At 64.4% G+C, this 20,826-nt stretch carries 17 protein-coding genes and 1 riboswitch; of the genes, 7 read left to right on the top strand and 10 right to left on the bottom strand.

Annotation, left to right across the window (positions count from 1 at the left end):
- Positions 1 to 86: 86 nt before the first annotated feature.
- The 5 genes from KW824_RS02495 to KW824_RS02515 are packed head-to-tail and all read right to left on the bottom strand — an operon-like array spanning position 87 to position 7,440.
- On the bottom strand, positions 87 to 2,879 hold the full coding sequence (locus tag KW824_RS02495; RefSeq protein ID WP_218408805.1) for an FAD-binding and (Fe-S)-binding domain-containing protein: 2,793 nt from the start codon (positions 2,877 to 2,879) through the stop codon (positions 87 to 89).
- On the bottom strand, positions 2,879 to 3,523 hold the full coding sequence (locus tag KW824_RS02500; protein WP_218408806.1) for an LUD domain-containing protein: 645 nt from the start codon (positions 3,521 to 3,523) through the stop codon (positions 2,879 to 2,881). Before KW824_RS02500 ends, KW824_RS02495 begins: the two co-directional genes overlap by 1 nt.
- A 1-nt stretch (position 3,524) precedes the next feature.
- Positions 3,525 to 4,961 (bottom strand): LutB/LldF family L-lactate oxidation iron-sulfur protein, encoded by a 1,437-nt coding sequence (locus KW824_RS02505; RefSeq protein WP_218408807.1) that lies wholly within the window; start codon positions 4,959 to 4,961, stop codon positions 3,525 to 3,527.
- Positions 4,954 to 5,730: a (Fe-S)-binding protein gene (locus KW824_RS02510; RefSeq protein WP_218409077.1), complete on the bottom strand. Its 777-nt coding sequence runs from the start codon at positions 5,728 to 5,730 to the stop codon at positions 4,954 to 4,956. The genes KW824_RS02505 and KW824_RS02510 overlap by 8 nt, the downstream gene beginning before the upstream one ends.
- Before the next feature lie 12 nt (positions 5,731 to 5,742).
- The gene (locus KW824_RS02515) at positions 5,743 to 7,440 is read right to left on the bottom strand and encodes an L-lactate permease (protein WP_218408808.1); all 1,698 of its coding nucleotides are present in this window, start codon (positions 7,438 to 7,440) and stop codon (positions 5,743 to 5,745) included.
- A gap of 63 nt (positions 7,441 to 7,503) precedes the next feature.
- Between KW824_RS02515 and KW824_RS02520 the strand changes: the two genes are divergently transcribed.
- Positions 7,504 to 8,481 carry a LysR family transcriptional regulator gene (locus KW824_RS02520; protein ID WP_218408809.1) on the top strand — a complete coding sequence of 326 codons (978 nt, stop codon included), beginning with the start codon at positions 7,504 to 7,506 and terminating at the stop codon, positions 8,479 to 8,481.
- A 38-nt stretch (positions 8,482 to 8,519) separates the two neighbouring features.
- Here KW824_RS02520 and KW824_RS02525 read toward each other — a convergent pair whose 3' ends face one another.
- A complete protein-coding gene (locus KW824_RS02525; protein WP_041205463.1) occupies positions 8,520 to 9,329 on the bottom strand; it encodes an alpha/beta fold hydrolase in 810 nt (269 codons plus the stop codon).
- Positions 9,330 to 9,437: 108 nt separating this feature from the next.
- On the opposite strand from KW824_RS02525, the gene KW824_RS02530 reads away from it, so the two are divergent.
- Genes KW824_RS02530 through KW824_RS02540 form a run of 3 tightly spaced genes read left to right on the top strand, consistent with a single transcriptional unit; the run spans position 9,438 to position 10,698 of the window.
- Positions 9,438 to 9,809, top strand: coding sequence for an MmcQ/YjbR family DNA-binding protein (locus KW824_RS02530; protein WP_218408810.1), 372 nt, complete (start codon positions 9,438 to 9,440; stop codon positions 9,807 to 9,809).
- Positions 9,810 to 9,814: 5 nt separating this feature from the next.
- Positions 9,815 to 10,351 (top strand): GNAT family N-acetyltransferase, encoded by a 537-nt coding sequence (locus tag KW824_RS02535; protein WP_218408811.1) that lies wholly within the window; start codon positions 9,815 to 9,817, stop codon positions 10,349 to 10,351.
- Between the two features lie 11 nt (positions 10,352 to 10,362).
- The gene (locus KW824_RS02540; protein ID WP_043130385.1) at positions 10,363 to 10,698 is read left to right on the top strand and encodes a DUF3802 family protein; all 336 of its coding nucleotides are present in this window, start codon (positions 10,363 to 10,365) and stop codon (positions 10,696 to 10,698) included.
- 268 nt (positions 10,699 to 10,966) lie between these two features.
- On the opposite strand, the gene msrA is transcribed toward KW824_RS02540, so the two are convergent.
- Positions 10,967 to 11,599 (bottom strand): peptide-methionine (S)-S-oxide reductase MsrA, encoded by a 633-nt coding sequence (msrA, locus tag KW824_RS02545; RefSeq protein WP_218408812.1) that lies wholly within the window; start codon positions 11,597 to 11,599, stop codon positions 10,967 to 10,969.
- 252 nt (positions 11,600 to 11,851) lie between these two features.
- Between msrA and argA the strand changes: the two genes are divergently transcribed.
- Positions 11,852 to 13,180 carry an amino-acid N-acetyltransferase gene (argA, locus tag KW824_RS02550; RefSeq protein ID WP_042648311.1) on the top strand — a complete coding sequence of 443 codons (1,329 nt, stop codon included), beginning with the start codon at positions 11,852 to 11,854 and terminating at the stop codon, positions 13,178 to 13,180.
- Between the two features lie 108 nt (positions 13,181 to 13,288).
- A riboswitch (Lysine riboswitch) is annotated at positions 13,289 to 13,511 on the top strand.
- Positions 13,512 to 13,597: 86 nt separating this feature from the next.
- Entirely contained in the window at positions 13,598 to 14,950 is a 1,353-nt protein-coding gene (lysC, locus tag KW824_RS02555) for a lysine-sensitive aspartokinase 3 (RefSeq protein ID WP_218408813.1), read from the top strand.
- 136 nt (positions 14,951 to 15,086) lie between these two features.
- On the opposite strand, the gene KW824_RS02560 is transcribed toward lysC, so the two are convergent.
- Positions 15,087 to 16,181 (bottom strand): hypothetical protein, encoded by a 1,095-nt coding sequence (locus tag KW824_RS02560; protein ID WP_218408814.1) that lies wholly within the window; start codon positions 16,179 to 16,181, stop codon positions 15,087 to 15,089.
- Between the two features lie 250 nt (positions 16,182 to 16,431).
- Here KW824_RS02560 and KW824_RS02565 point away from each other — a divergent pair, with 250 nt between their 5' ends.
- Positions 16,432 to 18,693 carry an LTA synthase family protein gene (locus KW824_RS02565; RefSeq protein WP_218408815.1) on the top strand — a complete coding sequence of 754 codons (2,262 nt, stop codon included), beginning with the start codon at positions 16,432 to 16,434 and terminating at the stop codon, positions 18,691 to 18,693.
- A 483-nt stretch (positions 18,694 to 19,176) separates the two neighbouring features.
- Here the strand turns inward: KW824_RS02565 and KW824_RS02570 are convergent, their stop codons facing one another.
- Together KW824_RS02570 and KW824_RS02575 are read right to left on the bottom strand one after the other, a co-directional pair.
- Positions 19,177 to 20,187: a S66 peptidase family protein gene (locus KW824_RS02570; RefSeq protein ID WP_218408816.1), complete on the bottom strand. Its 1,011-nt coding sequence runs from the start codon at positions 20,185 to 20,187 to the stop codon at positions 19,177 to 19,179.
- A gap of 160 nt (positions 20,188 to 20,347) precedes the next feature.
- Entirely contained in the window at positions 20,348 to 20,665 is a 318-nt protein-coding gene (locus KW824_RS02575; protein ID WP_218408817.1) for a heavy metal-binding domain-containing protein, read from the bottom strand.
- Between the last annotated feature and the right edge of the window lie 161 nt (positions 20,666 to 20,826).

The raw sequence follows: 20,826 nt of genomic DNA on the forward strand, positions 1-20,826 counted from the left end.
AATAACGTTGTACGTGTAAAAATCTAGAACACCCACCTATTAGCCAACCAATAAGACCCGGCAGAATTCATTCTGCCGGGTCTTGTTCATTTCGCCGCCTGCGCCACCAGATACAGGATGCTGTGATAAGAAATGCCGGCGTGCTGGCTCAGCCCCATCTCGCAGGTGCGGCTGTTGCTGAAACCCTGGCGGCAATGGCTTGGTACCTGCGCGGGCAGGCTGGCGAGCGCGGCAGCGTTGAGCTCAGGGGTCATCAACCCCTTGTCGCCAGCAAAGCCACAGCACTGGATATGCTCTGGCACTATCACCTCCCGGGCGCAGGCACGGGCGACGCTGAGCATCGCCTCCCCCAGCCCCATGCGCCGGCTACTGCAGGTGATATGGAGCATCACTGTCTCATCGATGGGGGTCAGCTCAAGGTGCGGCAGCAGGTGTTCCAGCACAAAAGCGGAGGGCTCGAATATGCGCAGGCCCTTGCCCAGTGCCCCCGAGAGCAGCCGCTGCACGCAGGGACTGGTGTCGAGCAGCACGGGCCAGCGGCCAGCTTCGCTTGCCTGCCACAGGGCCTCGGCCAGCTCACTGCGTTTGGCCTGTGCCACCTCGACCATCCCCTTGCTGTCATAGGGCATGCCGCAGCAGAGCCCCTCAATGCCTTGCGGCACGATGACCCGGCAACCCGCTTTATTGAGGAGTGATTGCACCACGTCCGGCAGTGACGGGGCATCCTCCTGTTGGCCAAACACCCGGCTGGCGCAGGACGGCAGATAGACCACGGCGCGCTCGCTGGATCCGCTATGGCTCCCCTCCCCTGGCGGCCACTGGTAACGGCTCGGCCCAGGCAGGGTCGGCAGCCAGGCGGGCGTGCGCTGGCCGCTGACGTTACGTACCCCGTTTACCAATCCTGCCAGCGCTTTGTCGCCCAACAGCTTGCCGGCAATGCCCCTGAGCCCCAGGGCACCGCGCGCCGTGCGGGTGACGCCGGCGAAGTGATCGGCGCTCCAGCGGGCGATGGGCACGAAGCGCTGGTACTTGTCGCTGCGCAGCTTCTTGATAAGGCTGCCGGTGTTGATGCCAACCGGGCAGCGATCGGCGCAGAGCCCGGTCGCGGCACAGGTTTCAATGCCCTGATAGTCAAACAGCCGGGCAAGATCCCCTGCCGCTTCACCGCTGCGACCACGGCGTGACAACTCCCGATAGAGCACGATGCGCTGGCGCGGCGAGAGCGACAGGGTGCGCGAGGGACAGACCGCCTCGCAAAAGCCGCACTCGATGCACGGATCCACGATGGCATCGCTCGCCGGCATGGGCTTGAGGTGGGCAAGGTGGGCATTGGGGTCGTCGTTGATGATGACGCCGGGATTGAGCAGGCCGTCCGGGTCCAGCAGCATCTTGATGCGGCGCATCAGCGCCATCCCCTCAGGCCCCCATTCCAGCTCCACATAGGGGGCCATGTTGCGGCCGGTACCGTGCTCGGCTTTCAGCGACCCGCCAAAGCGCACGGCGACGAGCTCCGCCACCGCATCCATAAAGGCACCGTAGCGGGCCACCTGCGCCGGATCATCGAACCCCTGGGTAAAGACGAAGTGCAGGTTCCCCTCCAGCGCGTGGCCGAAGATAATCGCCTCACCGTATTCGAAGCGATCGAACAGTTGCTGCAGCCCCGCCACCCCCTCCGCCAGACGCTCGATGGGAAAGGCGACATCCTCGATGATGACGGTGGTGCCGGTGGTGCGCACCGCCCCCACCGCCGGGAAGAGCCCCTTGCGAATGGCCCAGAGGCCGGCGCTATCGGTAGTAAAGGGCACCGAGGCGACCTGGGCGAACCCGGCGGCCATGTCCATCACCTGCTCGCAGCGATCGACCAGTTCTTCCCTTGACTCCCCATGTACCTCGATCAGCAAGGCGCAGGCGGCCAGGTCCAGCGCCTTGATAAAGTCCGGCAGACCGGGCTTGCCCGCGACCGAGCGAAGGGAGCGCCCATCCATCAACTCCACCGCCGCCACCGGCGCAGCTTTAAGGCGCGAGGTGGCCAGACACGCCTGCTCCGCATCCCGAAACACCAGCAGCGCAGAGGCCTTGTGGGGGTATTCGGGCACGGTATCGAGCACCACCTCGGCGATAAAGCCGAGGGTCCCCTCCGAGCCGATCATCAGGTGGGTGAGGATATCGACAGGGTCCTCATGGTCGAGCAGGGCATTGATGGCGTAGCCGGTGGTGTTCTTGAGCCGGTACTTGTGGCGGATCTTGGCGGCAAGTTCAGTATTCGCCAGCACCTCGGCACGCAGGGCCGCGAGCCCCGTCAGCAACTCCGGGCGCTTGGCCGCAAAGGCGGTGCGGCTTTGCGGATCGCCGCTGTCCAGCACGGTGCCATCGGCCAGCAGCAAGGTCATGGCGTGCAGGGTGTGATAGCTGTTGTGGGCGGTGCCGCAGCACATGCCGCTCGCGTTGTTGGCGGCGATGCCACCGAGCTTGCAGGCGTTGATGGAGGCGGGATCCGGCCCAATCTTGCGCCCCAGAGGCGCCAGATAGCGGTTGGCATCGGCGCCGATCACCCCGGGTTGCAGGGCAATGCGCGCCCCCTCGTCCAGAATGCGGTGGCCGCGCCAGCTGTCGGTCAGGGTGATGAGCACCGAATCGCTCAGGGCCTGGCCCGAGAGGCTGGTGCCGGCGGCGCGAAAGGTGCACGGCAGGTGCATTTCGCGGCACACCCCCAGCACGAAGCGCACCTCATCGAGGGAGTCGAGGCGCACGATGCGCTCGGGCACCAGCCGGTAGAAGCTGGCGTCCGTGCCGTGGGCCAGCCGAAGATCAGGGTCGCTCACCAGGCGCTCCGGCGGAATGCGCTCGAGCACGGCGGCGTCAAATTGGTTCCAACGCATCAGCAATCCTCCACCAGCACCACCAGCAGGCGGCTCGGGCCGTGGGCACCGTAGGCCAGGGTCTGCTGGATGTCGGCGGTCTTGGAGGGGCCGGAAACCAGCAGCAGATTGGTGGGCATGGCCTGCTGCCAGCACCCGGCCTCCACCAGCCCCGCCAGGTTGTCGGCGATGGTGGAAGCCGCCAGCAGGGCGATATGGCAGGGGGGCACCAGCGAGAGAGTGCGCGGCTCGCCGCCATCCGGCAGCAACACCAGGGTGCCGGTATCGGCGATGGCCCCCGCGCAGTGGGTGATGCCCGCCTGACAGACGTCGAACAGCTCGTCTTTCCAGTTGGTGAACTCCCCCGCCGGGGTCAGCACAGAGCGCCCGGCGCAGGCGGCCGCGACTTCGGCTTGCCAGCGGCCCCCATGGCCAAAGGCCAGATGCGTCACTCCCTCTTCATCCAGCCAGGCGCTCAGATCCCGGGCAAGGTTTGCCTCCTTGACGGTGAGGATCTCGGCATGACTGGCGGTGATCCCGGCGAGGAAGCGCTCGCGCCGCGCCTGATCATTCTCCCCGCGCCAGGGTTGCCAGCCATGAGGAGCGTGGGCAATGGGGGTGGCGGCGCCGCGCAGGCGGCTTAATATGGCCTCTTTGCTCGACATCTCAGGACTCCTTCTTCTTCTGGCGCAGCAGGGCGTGCAGGCTCTGGGGGGCGGGTTTGGGGGCCTCGCGGCACTGGGTCCAGGGGCCCAGATGTTTAGGCATCAAGCCCCGCAGGCGACCGGCCACACCGGTCGCGGCGTGATAGAGGCGCGGGTGGGTGGCGGCAAAGGCAAAGCCCTGCATGGCGAGGGTCTCGAGCCGGCTCCTGGCCGCCCCCTGCCCCGCCAGCGGTTCGTGGCCGGGCTGTGCGTCGTGTTTGGCCTCCCGGCGCAGGCGCTGCAACATGTCGGGTATAGGGATGCGCACCGGGCACACCTCGCCGCAGGCACCGCACAGGCTCGATGCGGTCACCAGATCCTGGGTGCTCTCGAGCCCCAGCAGGTGGGGGGAGATGATTTTGCCGATGGGACCCGGGTAGATGGTGCCGTAGGCGTGACCGCCGATGCGGGTGTAGACCGGGCAGTGGTTCATGCAGGCGCCGCAGCGGATGCACTGCAGGGTCTTGCGCAGCTCCTCATCCCGATAGGCCTGGCTGCGGCCGTTGTCGAGCAGCACCAGGTGCACCTCGTCCGGACCGTCCAGCTCCCCTGCCCGGCGCGGGCCGCTGATGACGTTGAAGTAGGTGGTGATGGCCTGGCCGGTGGCCGAGCGGGTCAGGGCGCTGTAAAGCGGCGGCACGTCGGAGAAGAACTCCACCACCTTCTCGATGCCGGTGATGGCCACGTGGACTTTCGGCACGGTCGTGCACATGCGCCCGTTGCCCTCGTTCTCGACGAGACAGAGGCTGCCGGTCTCCGCCACCGCGAAGTTGACGCCGGAGAGCCCCATGCCGGCGCGGCGAAACTCTTCGCGCAGGGCCCGCCGTCCGGTCTGGATCAGCGCGTCCACGTCCGTGGTGGGGGTGAAGCCTTCGAGGTTATGGGCGAAGGTGTCGCTCACCTCCTGCTTGTTCTTGTGGATGGCGGGCATGATGATGTGGGACGGGGTGTCGCCGTCGAGCTGGACGATAAACTCCCCCATGTCGCTCTCCAGGCAGCGGATGCCGTGGCGCGCCATCTCGTGATTGAAACCCACCTCCTCGCTCACCATGGACTTGCCCTTGACTATGCTGCTCACCCCATGTTTTTGGGCGATGCCGAGGATGATGGCGTTGGCCTCCGCCGGCGTCTGGGCCCAGTGCACCCGGATGCCATTGCGCTCGCAGTTGGTTTCGAGCTGCTCCAGCAGCTCCGGTAGGCGCGACAGGCAGCGCTGGCGGATCTGCTCCGCCGCATCGCGCACCGCGTCCTCTTCAACGGGATCGGCGAAGGCATCCCGCCGCTTGGCGCGCAGGTAATCCATGGCGCCGCGAAAATTCTGGCGCAGCACGGGGTCGGCCAGAGCCGCCTCGGCCTGGGGATGGAAGCGGCGCGGCGAATACTTGGCGTGCTCACTCATGATGGGCCTCCTCTTTTTCTGACAAAGGCTTGCTGTGGGCGAGCAGGAAGCTGGCCAGGTGCATGGCGGGCAGTGTCTTGCCCTGATAGGCCAGGGATCCCTTGATGTTGAGCAGGCACCCCCAGTCGGCACTCACCAGGGTGTCGGCGCCGGTGGCCAGCAGGTGGCGGGTCTTGTCCTCCACCATGGCCTGGCTGATGTGGGGATGGCGCACCGAGAAGGTGCCGCCAAAGCCGCAGCACTCGCTCTCGTAGGCTTGTTCATGCAGGGTGACTCCGTCGAGCTGACCCAGCAGGGCGCGGGCCCGGCTGTGTACCTGCATCTCGCGCCGGGCCGAGCAGGAGGTGTGCATGACGATGCTCGCCCTCCCCACCCCGTGCCAGCGCACCCGGCAGACCTGGGCCAGAAACTCGGTGAGCTCAAACACCCGCTCGCAAAACGCCACCACCTCGCGGCTCTCTGGAAACAGGCGCGCATAGTGGTGGTGCATCATGCCGCCGCAGGAACCCGACAGCACCACCACCGGCCAGGGCTCGGGGAAGAGCGCCATCTGGCTTTGCGCCACCTTGCGCGCCTCCTCCTCGTGGCCCGAGGTGTAGGCCGGCTGCCCGCAGCAGGTCTGCTTCTCGACAAAGTGCACCCTTATCCCTTCCCGCTCGATCAGGGCGATGGCATCGAGCCCCGCCACCGGGTCGAACAAGTCCACCAGACAGGTGGCGTAGAGATAGACATCGGCCGGCTTGGCCGGATAGACCCGCATTACCTTCATCACTTGCTCTCCTTACTTGAGCTGCAGCAAGACGTCCGAGATGTGGAAGCTGTACATGAGCACCAACCCGATGAGGCCGGTGGCCAGCAGATAGTAGAGGGTGGGCAGCGCGGTCTTGCGCAGCGTCTCCCCCTCGCGCCCCAGCAGCCCCACGGTGGCCGACGCCGCCACCACGTTGTGGATGGCAATCATGTTGCCGGCCGCCGCGCCCACGGCCTGCAGCGCCAGCATGGCGGCAGTGGATACCCCGAGCGTCTGCGCCACTTCAAACTGGAACTGGCTGAACATCATGTTCGACACCGTGTTGGAACCGGCGATAAAGGCTCCCAGTGCGCCTATGGTGGCGCTCAGGGCCGGGAAGAACTCCCCCACCAGCCCGGCGGCAAAATTCGCCGTGGTCACCGGCATGCTGGCAAGATCCGCCCCGTTCACGCCGGAGTTGATGAAGATGCGCACCATGGGCACGGTGAAGATGAGCACGAAGCCGGCACCTAGCAGGGTGCGGCTGGACTCCCCCATCGCCCGCCCGAAGGGAGCGAGGGAGCGCGATTGCAGCAAGGTGGCGAGCAGGGCGCAGAGCACCAGCAGACCCCCCGGCAGGTAGAGCGGCTCGATGGAGGCGCTGACCCCCTTCTCCCCCAGCAGATCGGTGAAGGCGAGGCTCACCGACAGGAGGCTTGCCTTGAACGCCGGGCTCACCCGGCTCGCCACCAGCAACAACGCCAGCGCCACATAGGGGAGCCAGGCCAGCAGCAGCGACATGGGGCGGGCGGCGGCATCTTTCAGATCCAGCTTGATGGAGCCCAGCCACTCGGCAGGCCACTCCTGCTCGGGGGCAAAATCCCACTGTGTCTTGGGCACCAGGAAACCGCGACGCGCCGCCGTCACTACCAGAGCGAGCCCCACCAGGCCGCCGATGAGGGACGGGAACTCGGGACCGAGCAGCATGCCGGTCAGGGCGTAAGGCACGGTGAAGGCGAGTCCGGCGAAGAGGGCGAACGGCAGGATGGCGAGCCCCTCGGTCCAGCTGCGGTGGCGGCCGAAGAAGCGGGTCAGCATCATCACCATCAGCACCGGCATCAGGGTGCCGACGGTGGCGTGAATGAGGGCCACGTTGGTGGTCACCTGCTGCAGGTAGATGTCCCAGCTGCTGCCACCAGCGCTTAAGGTGTGGCCGATGGCCTGGTTATCCAGCCCCTTGTTGATACCAACGAGGATGGGGGTGCCCACCGCGCCGAACGACACCGGGGTGGACTGGATCATCATGCCGAGCAGCACGGCGGCGAGCGCCGGAAAGCCGATGGCCACCAGCAAGGGGGCGGCGATGGCGGCCGGGGTGCCAAAACCGGAGGCCCCTTCGATGAAGGCGCCGAAGCACCAGGCGATGATGATGGCCTGGATGCGGCGGTCCGGCGAGATGTTGGTAAAACCGCCGCGAATGGCGCTGATGGCGCCGGTGTGTTTGAGGGTATTGAGCATCAAGATGGCACCGAACACGATCCAGAGCACGGTCACCGTGATCACCAACCCCTGCAGGGTGGAGGCAAAGACCCGGGTCGGGCTCATCTGCCAGCCCCAGAGGGCGATGAACACGGTCAACAGGAAGGCGATGGGCATGGCGCGCTTGGCGGGCCAGTTGAGGCCGACCAGCAGCACGGCGGCCACCAGGATCGGCGAGAAGGCCACCAGGGCCAGCAGGGTGTCTGTCATCATTGCGTCCTTGTCCAGAAGAGGCACCGTGGGGGCACCTTGTTGTTGTTTTGTTAATCGGACGTGACCTTACCCTGTTCCTTTTTCGCGATATATGGAAATAATGAACAACATTCGTTCCAAAAGTTGATCAATATGGCCAGTACCGACGACCTCATCCTCTTCGCCCTGGTGGTGGAGGCAGGCTCCTTCAGCAAGGTGGCTGAGCAAAATTCCATTACAAATTCAGTGGTTAGCAAACGGATCGGGCGCCTTGAGGAAGAACTCGGGGTGCAGTTGCTCTATCGCACCACCCGCCGGCTCACCCTGAGCGAGGCAGGCAAGGAGCTCTATCAAGGTGCGAAAAATGTGAAGGCCGCCGCACTGGACGCCTTCGACGCGGTGGCGGGGTTTGGCGAAAAGGTGAGCGGTCATGTGCGCATGTCGGTGCCCACCATCTCGGGAGAGCTGCTGCTGGCCGATGCGGTGGCCGATTTTTGCCAGCAGCACCCGGGGCTCACGGTGGAGATGTCGCTGGACAACCGCTTCGTCAATCTGGTGGAAGAGGGGTTCGATCTGGTCATTCGCACCGGTTATCTGGATGACTCCAGCCTCATCGCCCGCCATATCCTCGACTCCCAGTGGGTGATCTGCGCGGCCCCCGCCTATGTGCGCCACTTCGGAGCGCCGCGCGAGCCCGCAGATCTGCAGGCTCACAACTGCCTGCGCTACGCCTACCAGAGCACGGGGGCGTCGGAGTGGGCCTTCAAGGGGGAGGACGGCAACTATCTGGTGTCGGTGTCGGGGAGCTTTTCAACCGACAACGCCGGTGCCCTGCGCAAGGCGGCGCTGGGGGGACGCGGCATCGTCTATGTGCCGCGATGCCTGGTCTATCACGATTTGATGAGCGGGAATCTGGTGGATTTGTTTCCGGAGCGGGTGGGCAAGAAGCTTGGCATCTACGCCGTCTACCCCTTCACCCGCCAGCCGCCGCGCAAGATCCGGCTGCTGATCGAGCATATCCGCCAGCGCTATCTGGATATCGCCCACTACTTCGTCTGAGAGGACTGCGCTCACCCAGGAGGGGGCTTGGCGCGGGATCAGGCTTCTAGCGGCGCGGCGGGCAAGACGCTCGCCTGAGTAGAGAGAAACGCCAGGGATTGGCGATTGAAGTGGTCGGGCTGCTCCACGTTGCAGACGTGGCCGCAGTTTTCGATGATCTCGAGCCGGCTGTATGGGTCGCGGGCAACCTGCTCACGCACCGGGGCGAGGAACATGTGATCCTCCTCCCCCATCACATAGAGGGTCGGGATCGGCAGGGCCCGCTCCTTGAAGTAGCGCATCAACGGGTTGACTTCGGTGGCGAGGCGGAACCAGCGTTTGAACTCCTTCTGGCAGAGTTTGCGAGCCTCGCGCACGAAGAGGTTGCGGGACTCCTGATGGTGCTGGCGCGGCATGATGATGAAGGCGAACAAGCGGTAGAGCCACATGTAGGGCAGGATGTGCTGGCCGACCCGGCCAAGCTGCACCAGCACCCGGGAGCGGATGTCGAGGCGCAGGATGGCGCCGCCGAGCACCATGCTCTTGACCCGCTCGGGGCAGAGCTCGGCCAGGTGGCGGATGAGGATGGTGCCAAGGGAGATGCCGACAAAATGGGCGCGGGGGATGCGCAGGTGATCGAGCAGGCGCAGGATGTCCTCGGTCACGGCACGAAAACTGTAGTGTCCTTTGACCACCTGTTGCAGCTGGTTGGACTGGCCGTGGCCGCGCAGGTCGAGCAGCAGCACGTTGAAGTGCTCCCGGTAGGCGCGCAGCTGCTTGAACCAGATGGAGGAGCTGCCGCCGGCGCCGTGCACAAACACCACCCAATCCCGATCGGGGCCCAGCTCAAAGGTCTTGTGGTACAACATCTTATGGGCTCCCGGGGGGTTGAGGGATATACTCGGCGGGCATATTAACAGATGGGGCGCCCCGCTGAATATGCTGCCACTTATCATCGGACCAGCATGGAGTCCTGTATGAGCCTTGTATCGTTACGTGAATTCCTGCTCAGCCTGCCGGCGGCCACCGAGGATACCCCCTTCGGCCCGGAGTTTCTGGTCTACCGCATCGCCGGCAAGATGTTCGCCCTGGTGAACTGGCAGGCCGAGCCCCTCACCATCAACCTCAAATGCGAGCCCGAACTCGCGCTTTTGCTGCGGGAGATCCATCCCGAGGTCAAACCGGGCTGGCACATGAACAAGCAGCACTGGAACACGGTGACCCTGGTCGAGGATCTGGACACCGATCTCTGGCAGGGCTGGATTGAACACTCCTATGAGCGGGTGGTGGCCGGCCTGCCCAGGGCCAGGCGACCGCAGGCGCCAACCCTGTCAGGCAAGGCAGGATAACATCGATGCCGCAGACACAAAAAACCGCGCCCGCCCGGATCAGGCCCCTGAGGGAGCAGCACATCCCCGAGCTGCTGGCCCTGTTCGAGCAGTCGGTGCGCCGCATGGGCCCGGAGCATTACAGCCCGCAGCAGGTGGAGCAATGGGCGCTGGGCGCCCGTCACCCCGGCTTGGTCAGCCAGTTGCGCGAGCACCACGGCTGGGTCATCGAGCAGCAGGGCATCCCCCTAGGCTTTGTCACCCTGAGCGATGACGGCCACCTCAGCCTGCTCTATGTGAGCCCGGATCATCCGCGTCAGGGGCTCGGCGGCCTGCTGCTGGCACGGGCGCTGCAGGCGGCCGGCCAGTTGGGCCTGCACAGCCTGACCACGGAGGCCAGCGCCTTCAGCCTCGCGCTGTTTCTGCGCCACGGGTTCGAGCAGGCCGGATTGGAAACCGTGGAGCGCGGCGGGGTCAGTTTTGTCCGCCATCGCCTCTACTGCCGCTTGCCAAGCCAAGGCCAGCCACTAAAATACCCACCATTTCCCCAAAGCAATGAATGAAGGCAGCCATCATGGTGGTAGAGAGCGACGGTTATATTGCGCTGATCGAGTATCTGGTAGAGAGTCTGGGCCTGTTCGAGAGCCAGCAGCAGGGCACGGGCTCCCAGACCATAGAGGATTTGGTGAGCAACCGGGTAGCCGACAACCTCATGGCCATCTGCGAGCAGAACCCTCAGCTCGACCCCAAGGTGCGTTTCATGATCATGCAGGAGGCCGATGCCGTAGTGGCCGATCTGGAGGAGGTGCTTTCCGCCGTCTGGCTGCGGGCGCCCACCCCGGCACAGCACGCCTTTCTCGATGAGTTCATCAGTCTCATCAAGAACCTGTTCGACAGCACCATCCGCTAGCACCCTCCCCCCGCGGCTGCACGGCCGAAAAGTGAAAAGGGCCGCCTTCAACGGGCAGCCCTGCTTGCTATCACTTCCGATTCATCGCGCTTGTCAGTGGAATGAATGTCGAGGCAAGAAATGTGTCTGGTCTTGGCTGCCGTCCATGGTAGCTAATTGTTAGTCTGCCGAGGTTCGGTTAAGTTCCCGACCAGGACACTTTTTTTAATATTTCTTTCAAAAAAACGAAACAGGGACCGGATGGCCCCTGTTTTATACATGCTGCGCCTCAGCGGTTCAGGCTGGGTGGCAGGCAGACGCCAATGCCGCCCAACCCGCAATACCCTTCCGGATTCTTCTCCAGATATTGCTGATGGTAATCCTCGGCGTAGTAGAAAGGGGCCAGCGGCAGGATCCGGGTGGTGATGGGACGGGCATCGCCGCTAGCCATCATGGCCTGCTGATAGGCGGCCAGGCTCTGCTGGGCGATGGCCTCCTGACTGTCATCCCCATAGAAGATCACCGAGCGGTACTGGGTGCCGATGTCACCACCCTGGCGCATACCCTGGGCCGGATCGTGCTGCTCCCAGAACAGCTTGAGCAGCTCGCCATAGCTGATGACCTTAGGGTCGAACACCACCTGCACCGTCTCGGCATGACCGGTCAGACCGCTGCACACTTCCTTGTAGGTGGGGTTCGGCGTCAGGCCCCCCTGATAACCGGCGGCGGTGGAATAGACGCCGGGCTGCTGCCAGAACAGGCGCTCCACACCCCAGAAGCACCCCATGCCAAACCAGGCAAGCTCCATCCCCTCGGGCCAGAGGCCCTGAGTCGGGTGGCCGTTGACGGCATGCTGCTGGCCGATCGCCAGCGCTTCCCGTCGTCCCGGCAGCGCCTCTGCCGGTGAAATAATCTGCTCCATATGCCCTGTCCTTGAATAAAACCCCGCGCGATGCGGCTGACGAAAAGGAACCCCGAAGATAACAGTTTATGAGCCCGGATCAACCGAGGCGGCCCCTTCACCGGGGTGACCGCCCCCCGACTCGCCCTGGTGCAGGCCACCCCCCGCTGGTCAAAATGGCGGCACAAAACACCAGAACCAATATTTAGTCTTGATTTGTGAATTTATTTTCATATATTGAGCAAATTGCTGCTTTTTTATGGAATGAAACACGTGCGTGAACGCGAACCCAGCCTGGTCCATGCCTTTCGGCAATCCACCCCCTATGTCAACGTGCACCGGGGCGCCACCTTTGTGCTGATGATGGGCGGGGAAGCCATCTGCCACCCCAACTTTGCCAATATCGTCAGCGATATCGCCCTGCTGCAGACGCTTGGGATCCGTCTGGTCCTGGTGTTCGGCTCGCGTCCGCAAAACGACGAGGCGCTGGCCCGCGCCGGCATCGAGGCCCAGTACCACAGACGGATCCGGGTCACCGATGACAAGAGCTTCGCCATCATCAAACAGGTGTGTGGCGGCCTGCAATACGACATCACGGCCCAGCTCTCCATGGGGCTCGCCAACACCCCCATGCAGGGTGCGCGCATCAGCGTGGTGAGCGGCAACTTCGTCACCGCCCAGCCGCTCGGCGTCGAGGATGGCATCGACTACTGCCACAGCGGCCGGGTGCGGCGCATCGACGTGGAGGGGATCACCCGCCAGCTGGATCAGCATGGTCTGGTGCTCATCTCCCCCATCGGCTGCTCGGTCACCGGCGAGAGCTTCAACCTGAGTTCCGAAGAGGTGGCGCGCCGGGTGGCGGTGGATCTCAAGGCAGACAAGCTCATCTGTTTCAGCAGCACCCAGGGGGTGATGAACAGACAAGGCGAGGCCATCTCCGAGCTCTTCCCCGAGCAGGCAGAAGAGCTGTTGGTGGAGCTCGAGCAGGCCGGCGAGGAGATGTCCGGCACCGCCCGCTACCTGCGTGCGGCCATTGCCTCCTGCCGGGGCGGCGTGCCGCGCTCCCACCTGGTGAGCTATCAGGATGACGGCGCCATGCTGCAGGAGCTGTTCAGCCGCGAGGGTCTCGGCACCCAGATAGTGCGCGAAAGCGCCGAGCGGGCACGGGCCGCCACCATCGAAGACATCGGCGGCATCCTGGATCTGATCCGGCCGCTGGAGGAGGAAGGCATACTGGTGCGCCGCTCCCGTGAGCAGCTGGAGATGGAGATAGACAAGTTCACCATCATCGAGCGCGACGGCCTCATCATCGGCTGCGCGGCGCTCTACTGCTTCATGGAGGAGGCAATGGCCGAGATGGCCTGCGTCGCCATCCATCCCGAGTACCGCAACTCCAACCGGGGTGATCAGCTGATCGCCAAGGTGGCCGAGCGGGCCAAGCGGCTCGGCATCCGCCGCCTGTTCGTGCTCACCACCCGTTCCATCCACTGGTTCCGGGAACGGGGCTTCGATCCCCTGGAGGTGGAAGATCTGCCGGTGGCGCGCCAGCGGCTCTACAACTGGCAGCGTCGCTCCAAGGTTTTGTCCAAGACGATTTCGTAACTGATTGATCTTGTGCCTGGTTGTTGCCAATTGTGTACTTTTTTACGAACTCGATTGACAGTGCAATCCAGAGCAGGGTATTTCTACATGCACGCCACCTTTCAGGGTGGCACCAGAAGAGGAGCGCTGCCCAGGCAGCCCAAGGGAGGACACCAGCGTCCGGTGAACTTGGGTCAGGGGGAGCAGCGCCGAGACGAGTGAGGCAACTGGTATACCTCAACGTCGGCTGCGGGGGCTGAATCCCCCGGGTTGTCATCGGTCGTGTGCATCCCACAGGCATCCAGCAGGATCCTTGTGGGATGGGCACCGCGGATGGAGTGCTTCTGGCCGGGATCCTTCGCTATTCCTGCCATTTTCTGCCTCCTCCTCTCTTTTGCCCGATGAAACCGGATTTTCACCTTGAGACAGGAGTATGCAATGAACCCGATCAACGTCGCCAAGTTTGGCGGAACCAGTGTCGCCGATGCCGCGGCCATGAACCATTGCGCCGACGTGGTGCTGGCCAATCCGGCGACCCGGGTGGTAGTACTGAGCGCCAGCGCCGGGGTCACCAACCTGCTGGTGAGCCTGGCTCAGGGTGAACTGGACGAAGCCGGGCAGGATGCCCAGCTCGCCAAGCTGGCCGGGATCCAGCAGGCCATACTGACGGCGCTCGGCAACCCGGGCGAAGTGAGCGCCCTCATTCACGCCCAGCTCGGCGAGATCCGCACCATGGCCCGCCAGGCCTGCCAGCACACCGATGCCGAACTGGCAGACCGCCTCATCGCCTGCGGCGAGCTGATGTCCACCCGCCTCTTCACCGAACTGCTGCACCAGCGGGGCATCAAGGCCTGCTGGCAGGACGCACGCCAGCTGCTGCGCACCGACAGCCGCTTTGGCAAGGCCACCGTGGATCTCGCCGCCACCCGCACCCTCTGCCAAGCCACCCTGGGCCCGCTGCTCGGTGACAGCCTCATCATCACCCAGGGCTTCATCGGCGCCGACGCCGATGGCCGCACCACCACCCTGGGCCGGGGCGGCTCCGACTACAGCGCGGCCCTGCTCGCCGAGGCACTGGACGCAGGCAGCATAGAGATCTGGACAGACGTGCCCGGCATCTACACCACGGATCCGCGCCTGGTCACCCGGGCCCGCCCCATCCCGGAAATCAGCTTCGTGGAGGCGGCCGAGATGGCCACCTTCGGCGCCAAGGTGCTGCACCCGGCCACCCTGCAACCCGCACTGCGCCAGGACATTCCGGTGTTCGTCGGCTCAGCCAGGGATCCCGCAGCCGGTGGCACCTGGATCCGCGCCAGCACCGAGACCTGCCCGCTGTTTCGCGCCGTGGCCCTGCGCCGCCAGCAGGTGCTGGTCACCCTGCACAGCCTCAACATGTTCCACGCCTACGGCTTTTTGGCAGAGGTGTTCGGCATCCTGGCCCGTCACCGCATCTCGGTGGATCTCATCACCACCTCCGAAGTGAGCGTCTCCCTGACCCTGGATCACACTGGCAGCCAGAGCAACGGCGAGCCCATCCTGGGCGACAAGGTGCTGGCGGAGCTCGGCCAGCTATGCAAGGTGGAGGTGGAGACCGACTTCGCCCTGGTGGCCCTCATCGGCAACCGCATGAGCGAGGCCGCCGGGGTGGGCAGCCGGGTGTTCGACGCCATTCGCGAGCACAACATTCGGATGATCTGCTACGGCGCCAGCGCCCACAACCTCTGCTTCCTGGTCAAGGAGAGCGAGGCAGGCAACATCGTCAACCGCCTCCATCAGGAGCTGCTCGACTGAGCCTGACGAAACCTTGTCAGACCCTTCTCCCCGTGGGGAGAAGGGTCTGTTATCAGGGGAAGGCCATAACGCCAGCATCGATATCAACGAAGAGGGGCGCCGATGCGCCCCTCTTGTCATTGAGTCAGCCGTCATGTCAGCCCATGGGCTGGCTTGCCGGGGTTGGCAGCAGGTTGGCCCGGATCTGCTCACGCAGCGCCCCCAGCCGTTGCAACAGCGCAGTCTGGCTGAGCCCTGCCTCGTCCGGCCCCAGGTTCTCGGCCAGCGCCGGGAAGTGATCCCGCACCGCCTGCTCCAGCCAGTCGAGGCGACGCAGGGTCATGGGGCCGCAACTCTTGCCGCTGAGATCGTCCTGGATGTCGAGCCGATGGCTGCGATACATGTCGCGCCACCAGTTGGCTGCGAGCGCCTCGTCGCTTGCCAGCGCCGCACTCCACTCTCCCACCAGCCCCTGCATGCGGGCCAGCACGGGGGCACTGGCCCCCTCCCGGCTAAGGTACTGTAACTCCCCCTTCGCCCAGGCGAGACAGAGCCCCCGCCAGTGGCGAAACAGCGGCAAGGGATCGGCATCATCCAGCCAGAGCCCTGACAGGGTGCGGGTCTCCAGCCGCTCCGGCACATGAAATTCAGGGTCGCTCAGACCATTGGAGTTGAACTCGTGGAGGGGATCGAAGGGCCACATGTAGCCAAAGTCGAACACCGAGATCTGTTGGCCGTCGTCAAGCAGGTTGCCCGGGCTCGGATCCCAGTCAAACCAGCCCCAGCGCGCCAGCTCGGCCTCCACCGCCAGCATCTGCGCCAGGTTGCGCTCATTGAGCTTGCGCACCGGCTCTCCCCTCAACCAGGGGGAGACCAGCACCCCGGCGCGGGCCGAGCCGAAGCTGGTGCAGACCACGTTGGAGAGTATGGTGGGGTGCAATTCCCGCAGGCTCTCGATTTCCCGGCGCCGCTCCAGCTCGGTGAGAAAGGCTGTCTTGCCGTCGGCGTTGGCCACCAGGGAATCTGGTCGGCAGCGCTTCAGGCACCAGTGATGGCCCTCCACCTTGAGGTGGAACACCTCGGCGGTGAGCCCGTGACCATAGACCCTGACGACGGCCGGGTGATCCTCGGTCAGCCTGGTCAACTGGGTCAGGGGCAAGGGACAGTCTCGCTCACGCCCGATCCGGATCTCGTCGTTGTTCTCCAGCATCTGGAGCAATCTTGCCTGACGTGCCGCAACCTTGGGATTCATACATGTACCTCCAACCGTTACTGAGAGACTAAACAGCGCCCCCCTCCCAGACCAGCGGCAAAGCCCCATGATGACGCTTTCATCACAGAATGAATGCCCCTCCCGGATCGGGATCACAATTCGCACGCCCGGGTCGTCACCCAAGATTCATCCCGTTGTCATTAAATTGACATCAAGGAACAAGCCCCTCACCATCGGGTCAAAATAGATGCAGCCATCGCTGCCCTGCCCGCTCCAAGGATGAGCCCCTATGAATGCCCCCGTCTGTGGTCACAGCCCCTCCCTTTCCCAGTCTCTGGCCGGGTGGCTGTTCGGTCTGCTGATAGCCCTGCTGTTGCTGACCCTCGCCCTGCCGCTGCTCAATCCCGCCGGCTGGCTCGGGCGGGCACAACCGTTGATCCTGGGGCCCGCCGATCAGCCCATCGCCACCCTCAGCCGCCACAGTCTGCTCTACAAGAGCGACAGTCGCGGCCTCTATCTGGTGGTGCGCAGCCAGTGGCAACTGCTCAAACCGCTGCAGGAGGGGGACAAGGTGCGGGTGGAGCTGCTCAACGACAAGGGCATTCGCATCGATCAGTTGAGCCAGGCGGTGGAGAAGCGCCAGAAGTGTCGCCAGGAGCGCTGCACCCTGGATCTCAACAGCGCCCTGCGGGCACCGGATGACGCCCTGGACAGCCGCTATCAACTGCGGATCGGCCTGCTGCTGGCAGACAGGCCCGAGAGCGCCGAATACAGCCAGATACTGCAGACCCTGCCGGAGCGCGGCTTCAACCTGAGCTACCTGATGATCAGCCTGCTGCTGGTGCTGCTGATGAGCGCCGCCGTGCTCAGGGCGATGCTGCCGCGGCTGCGCCGAAGCTACCGCTCGCGGATCGTCGGCAGCCTGCTGCTTGGCAACCTCACCTTCGTGTTGCTGCACGGCTTCGTGGTGTTCAAGCTGGGAGAGTTTTTGTTCTGGTCGGGCTTTCGGCCCGAGCACTATTACCTCGCCTGGGGCAGCATGGTGCTGGGCTGGAGCCTCTGTGCCCTGGCGGGGTTCAACCTCTATATGGGGCTGGTGTTCACGGCGCTCTCCGGCATCGGCCTGCTCGCCAACTTCATGAAGATCGCCATCTACGGGGTGCCGCTCGGGGGGGACGATCTCGGCAACCTGCTGGCCCTGCTGCACATCCTGCTCGATCAGCACCCCGTGCTGCCGGTGCTGGCCGTGCTGGGGCTGTTGTTCCTGTGCTGGCGCTTTGCCCTGTCGCGCTGGATCCTGCGCACAGCCGCCGCCACCGCCGCCTTCTTCGCGCTCTGCGTGTTCGCCACCCAGACCGGCAACAAGCTGCTCGGGGCCAACATCCGCTACGTGGACAGGGCGGTGAACTACCACAGGGACATCATCCGCGCCGGCCCCGGCCTCTATCTGTTCAACCTGGTGGACGAGATGCTGCAAAGCGGCAACGTCTTTCGCTACCCCCTGCAGATCAACGAGCGCACCCCCGAACTGAGCCAGCCAGCCCGGGGCCAGCCGCCCCGCTTCGATCTGGTGATCGTGCTGCAATACGAATCGCTCTGGCTCGACTGGCAGGGCAAGATCTGCGCCCCCGCCCCCACCCTGAGTCTGCCCGCCGGGGTGGCGCAGTGGCACAAGACCATCCACTCCCCCACCACGGGCGGCATGACGGTGCTGGCGGAGTTCGAGATGAATACCGGCCTGCCGGCGGGTCTGCTCAAGCAGGGGGTGGTGCCCTACTACTACCTCTCGGCCCAGGTGCCCGGGCTTGCCCGGAGCGCGAAGCAAAGCGGCTACCAGACCCTGTTCGCCCACCCCTATGTGGAGAAGTTCTGGGGCCGCGCCAAGGCGATTCCGGCGCTCGGCTATGAGGAGCGCTGGTTCGACACCCGCTTCACCACCCTGGAACACAAGGGGCTCTACATCTCGGACGATGCCCTCATCGACCACCTGATCAAACGCAGCGAGCAGGATGACAAGCCGCTGTTCGCCTACGCGGTCACCATGCAGGGGCACGGCCCCTTCGACGGGGATCGCTACCGGGCCCAGCAGATCGACAAGGCCTGCCCGGATCAGAGCCCGGCAGAGCGCCAGCTGCTCAACACCTACTACACCGGGGTGGTGGACGCCATGACGTCGCTGGAGCGGTTGCTCAAGACCCTGGACCAGTCCGGCAAGCGCTATCTGGTGGTGGCCTTTGGTGATCACCAGCCCTTCCTGATGTCCGCAGGCAAGGGTATCCACGGCGCCAAGCCGCCCCGGGATGCGGCCTACAAGATCCCCATGATGGCTTTCACCCGCGCCGATGACCCCCTCAACCTGGCGACCCAGTTCGCCCCGGTGCGCCAGCTCTACCAGATGGGCCAGGCCACCCGAGCGCTGCTGGCGGGGGATCTCGCCCCCATAGAGGACAAGCCCCTGCTCCACCCGGTGCTCGGGGAGGAGAAGGGCTTCGACCCCTCGCCTCTGGTGCCGCAGATCCGCGCCAGCTTCCGAGCCGACGCATTACCCTGAGGTCAATAAGCATTTAAGAGACGGGGGCCGCAGCTCCTTGCAACACCTTCCGGGCCGACGCATTACCTTGAGGTCAATAAACATTTAAGAGACGGGGGCCGCAGATCCTTGCAACACCTTCCGGGCCGACGCATTGCCCTGAGGTCAATAAACATTTAAGAGACGGGGGCCGCAGATCCTTGCAACAGCTTCCGAGCCGACGCATTACCCTGAGATCAATAAACATTTAAGAGACGGGGGCCGCAGATCCTTGCAACACCTTCCGGGCCGACGCATTGCCCTGAGGTCAATAAACATTTAAGAGACGGGGGCCGCAGATCCTTGCAACACCTTCCGGGCCGACGCATTACCCTGAGGTCAATAAACCTTTAAGAGACGAGGGCCGCAGATCCTTGCAACACTTCCGGGCCGATGCCCTGCCCTGATCCTGCGAGCAGACAGCAAAGAGGCCGCAACTGCGGCCTCTTTGCATTTCTCTTGCGGCTAGCAGAGCCAGGGCTCGCACAGGGTAAGGGTCTGGGCGTCGAGATCCAGTTCGGCCTCGATGCCGAGCGGCACCGTCAGCATGGGGTGGGTGTGAGCACAGTCGAACTCCGCCAGAATGGGGAAGGTCGGCTCCCCCACCACTTCCAGCAGGATATCGAGCGGCCGCCGGCCGCTGCCCTGGCTGTCGAACAGCTCGTGCTTGCCGAGCACCAGTCCGCCGATGCGATCGAACACCCCGCACAGCTTGAGGTGGGCAAAAGAGCGCTCCACCGTCTCCGCCGACAGGAGGCTGTCTTCCAGCAGCAGAATGTCCCCCCGCGCTATGGGCGGCATATAGGGTGAGCCCCAGATCCCTGCCAGGGTATTGAGGTTGCCGCCGATCAGTCGGCCTCGCACCCGACCGGTCCCCACCGAGATCAGCCGGTTTGGCAGGCACTGCTTGGCCCGGGTCTGGTTTTCCCAATCAAGCCGCTCGTCGGTCCATTGCGTCGGAGTCGGCACCGTGTGGGGCACGGCGGCGCCACCTGCCTGGCAAATCTGGTTGAACCCGGCCAAAGTTTCGTCCACCAGCGGCGAGAGCTCGCCGAACGAGGCCACCAGCGCCGGCCCGTAAAAGGTGACCAACCCGGTCCTGGCGTGGATGCCAAGCAGCAGGGCCGTCACGTCGGAGTAGCCGATGATGATCTTGGGATCCCGCTTCAGCGCCTCATAATCGAGATAGGGCAGCAGGGAGTTGGAGTTGCTGCCGCCAATCACCGACATGATTGCGCGCACCTCTGGATCCCGGATGAGGGCATTGAGCTCTTCGGCCCGCGCCGCGATGGAGCCGGAGCGCCAATGATCCCGCTCCCCGGTCAGGCTGCCCGCCTTGAGTTCGAAGCCCTGCGCCGCCAGATAAGCCTTGGCGCGAGCGAAGCGGTTTGGTGCCCAGGCGGTGGCCGCGCTGGAGGGGGAGAAAAAGCCGATGGTGTCGCCGGGCCTGAGCCCCGGCGGTTTGAGTAAAGTCATGGACAAATCTCTGCTGCCAAGGATGGTTCGCCGGAATAACGCGGAGAAGAGGTCTCATCCTAATCCATTTCTCGCTCGCCAGACCAGTGGAACACGCCCACAAAAAAGCCGATCTCAGGATCGGCTCGGGGTGCTGGCTTGCAAGGGGATGAAAGCGGCCTCACACCACCACGGCGGTGCCGCTGATGCTGACCATCAGCATGCTGCCGTTCTGCCCCACCACCTCGTAGTCGATGTCGATGCCGACCACGGCGTTGGCACCCAAGGTGGCGGCACGCTCCCTGAGCTCCTCGAAGGCGATCTCCCGGGCCCGGGCCAGCTCTTTTTCATAGGCGCCGGAGCGGCCGCCGATGATGTCGCGAATACCGGCGAACAGGTCTTTGAAGATGTTGGCGCCGAGGATGGCTTCCCCCACGACGATGCCGCGGTATTCACGAATGGTCTTGCCTTCCAGGGTGGGGGTGGTTGAGAGGATCATCTTGCGCTCCTTGGGGTTAAAATGGGCTCCAGACTACCCCAAACCTGCGGCAGGCAACATCCCCCTACCGCGAATAACCGGCCACAGGGGATGGGCGGACAGGCGCTGGCTGCGACCCGGCGGCACCTGCCGGATCGCAGCCCTCAAAGACGGTCATAAAA

Origin of the sequence: Aeromonas sp. sif0611 (genome assembly GCF_019218845.1) — a bacterium.
In the GTDB taxonomy this organism is placed as follows: domain Bacteria; phylum Pseudomonadota; class Gammaproteobacteria; order Enterobacterales; family Aeromonadaceae; genus Aeromonas; species Aeromonas media.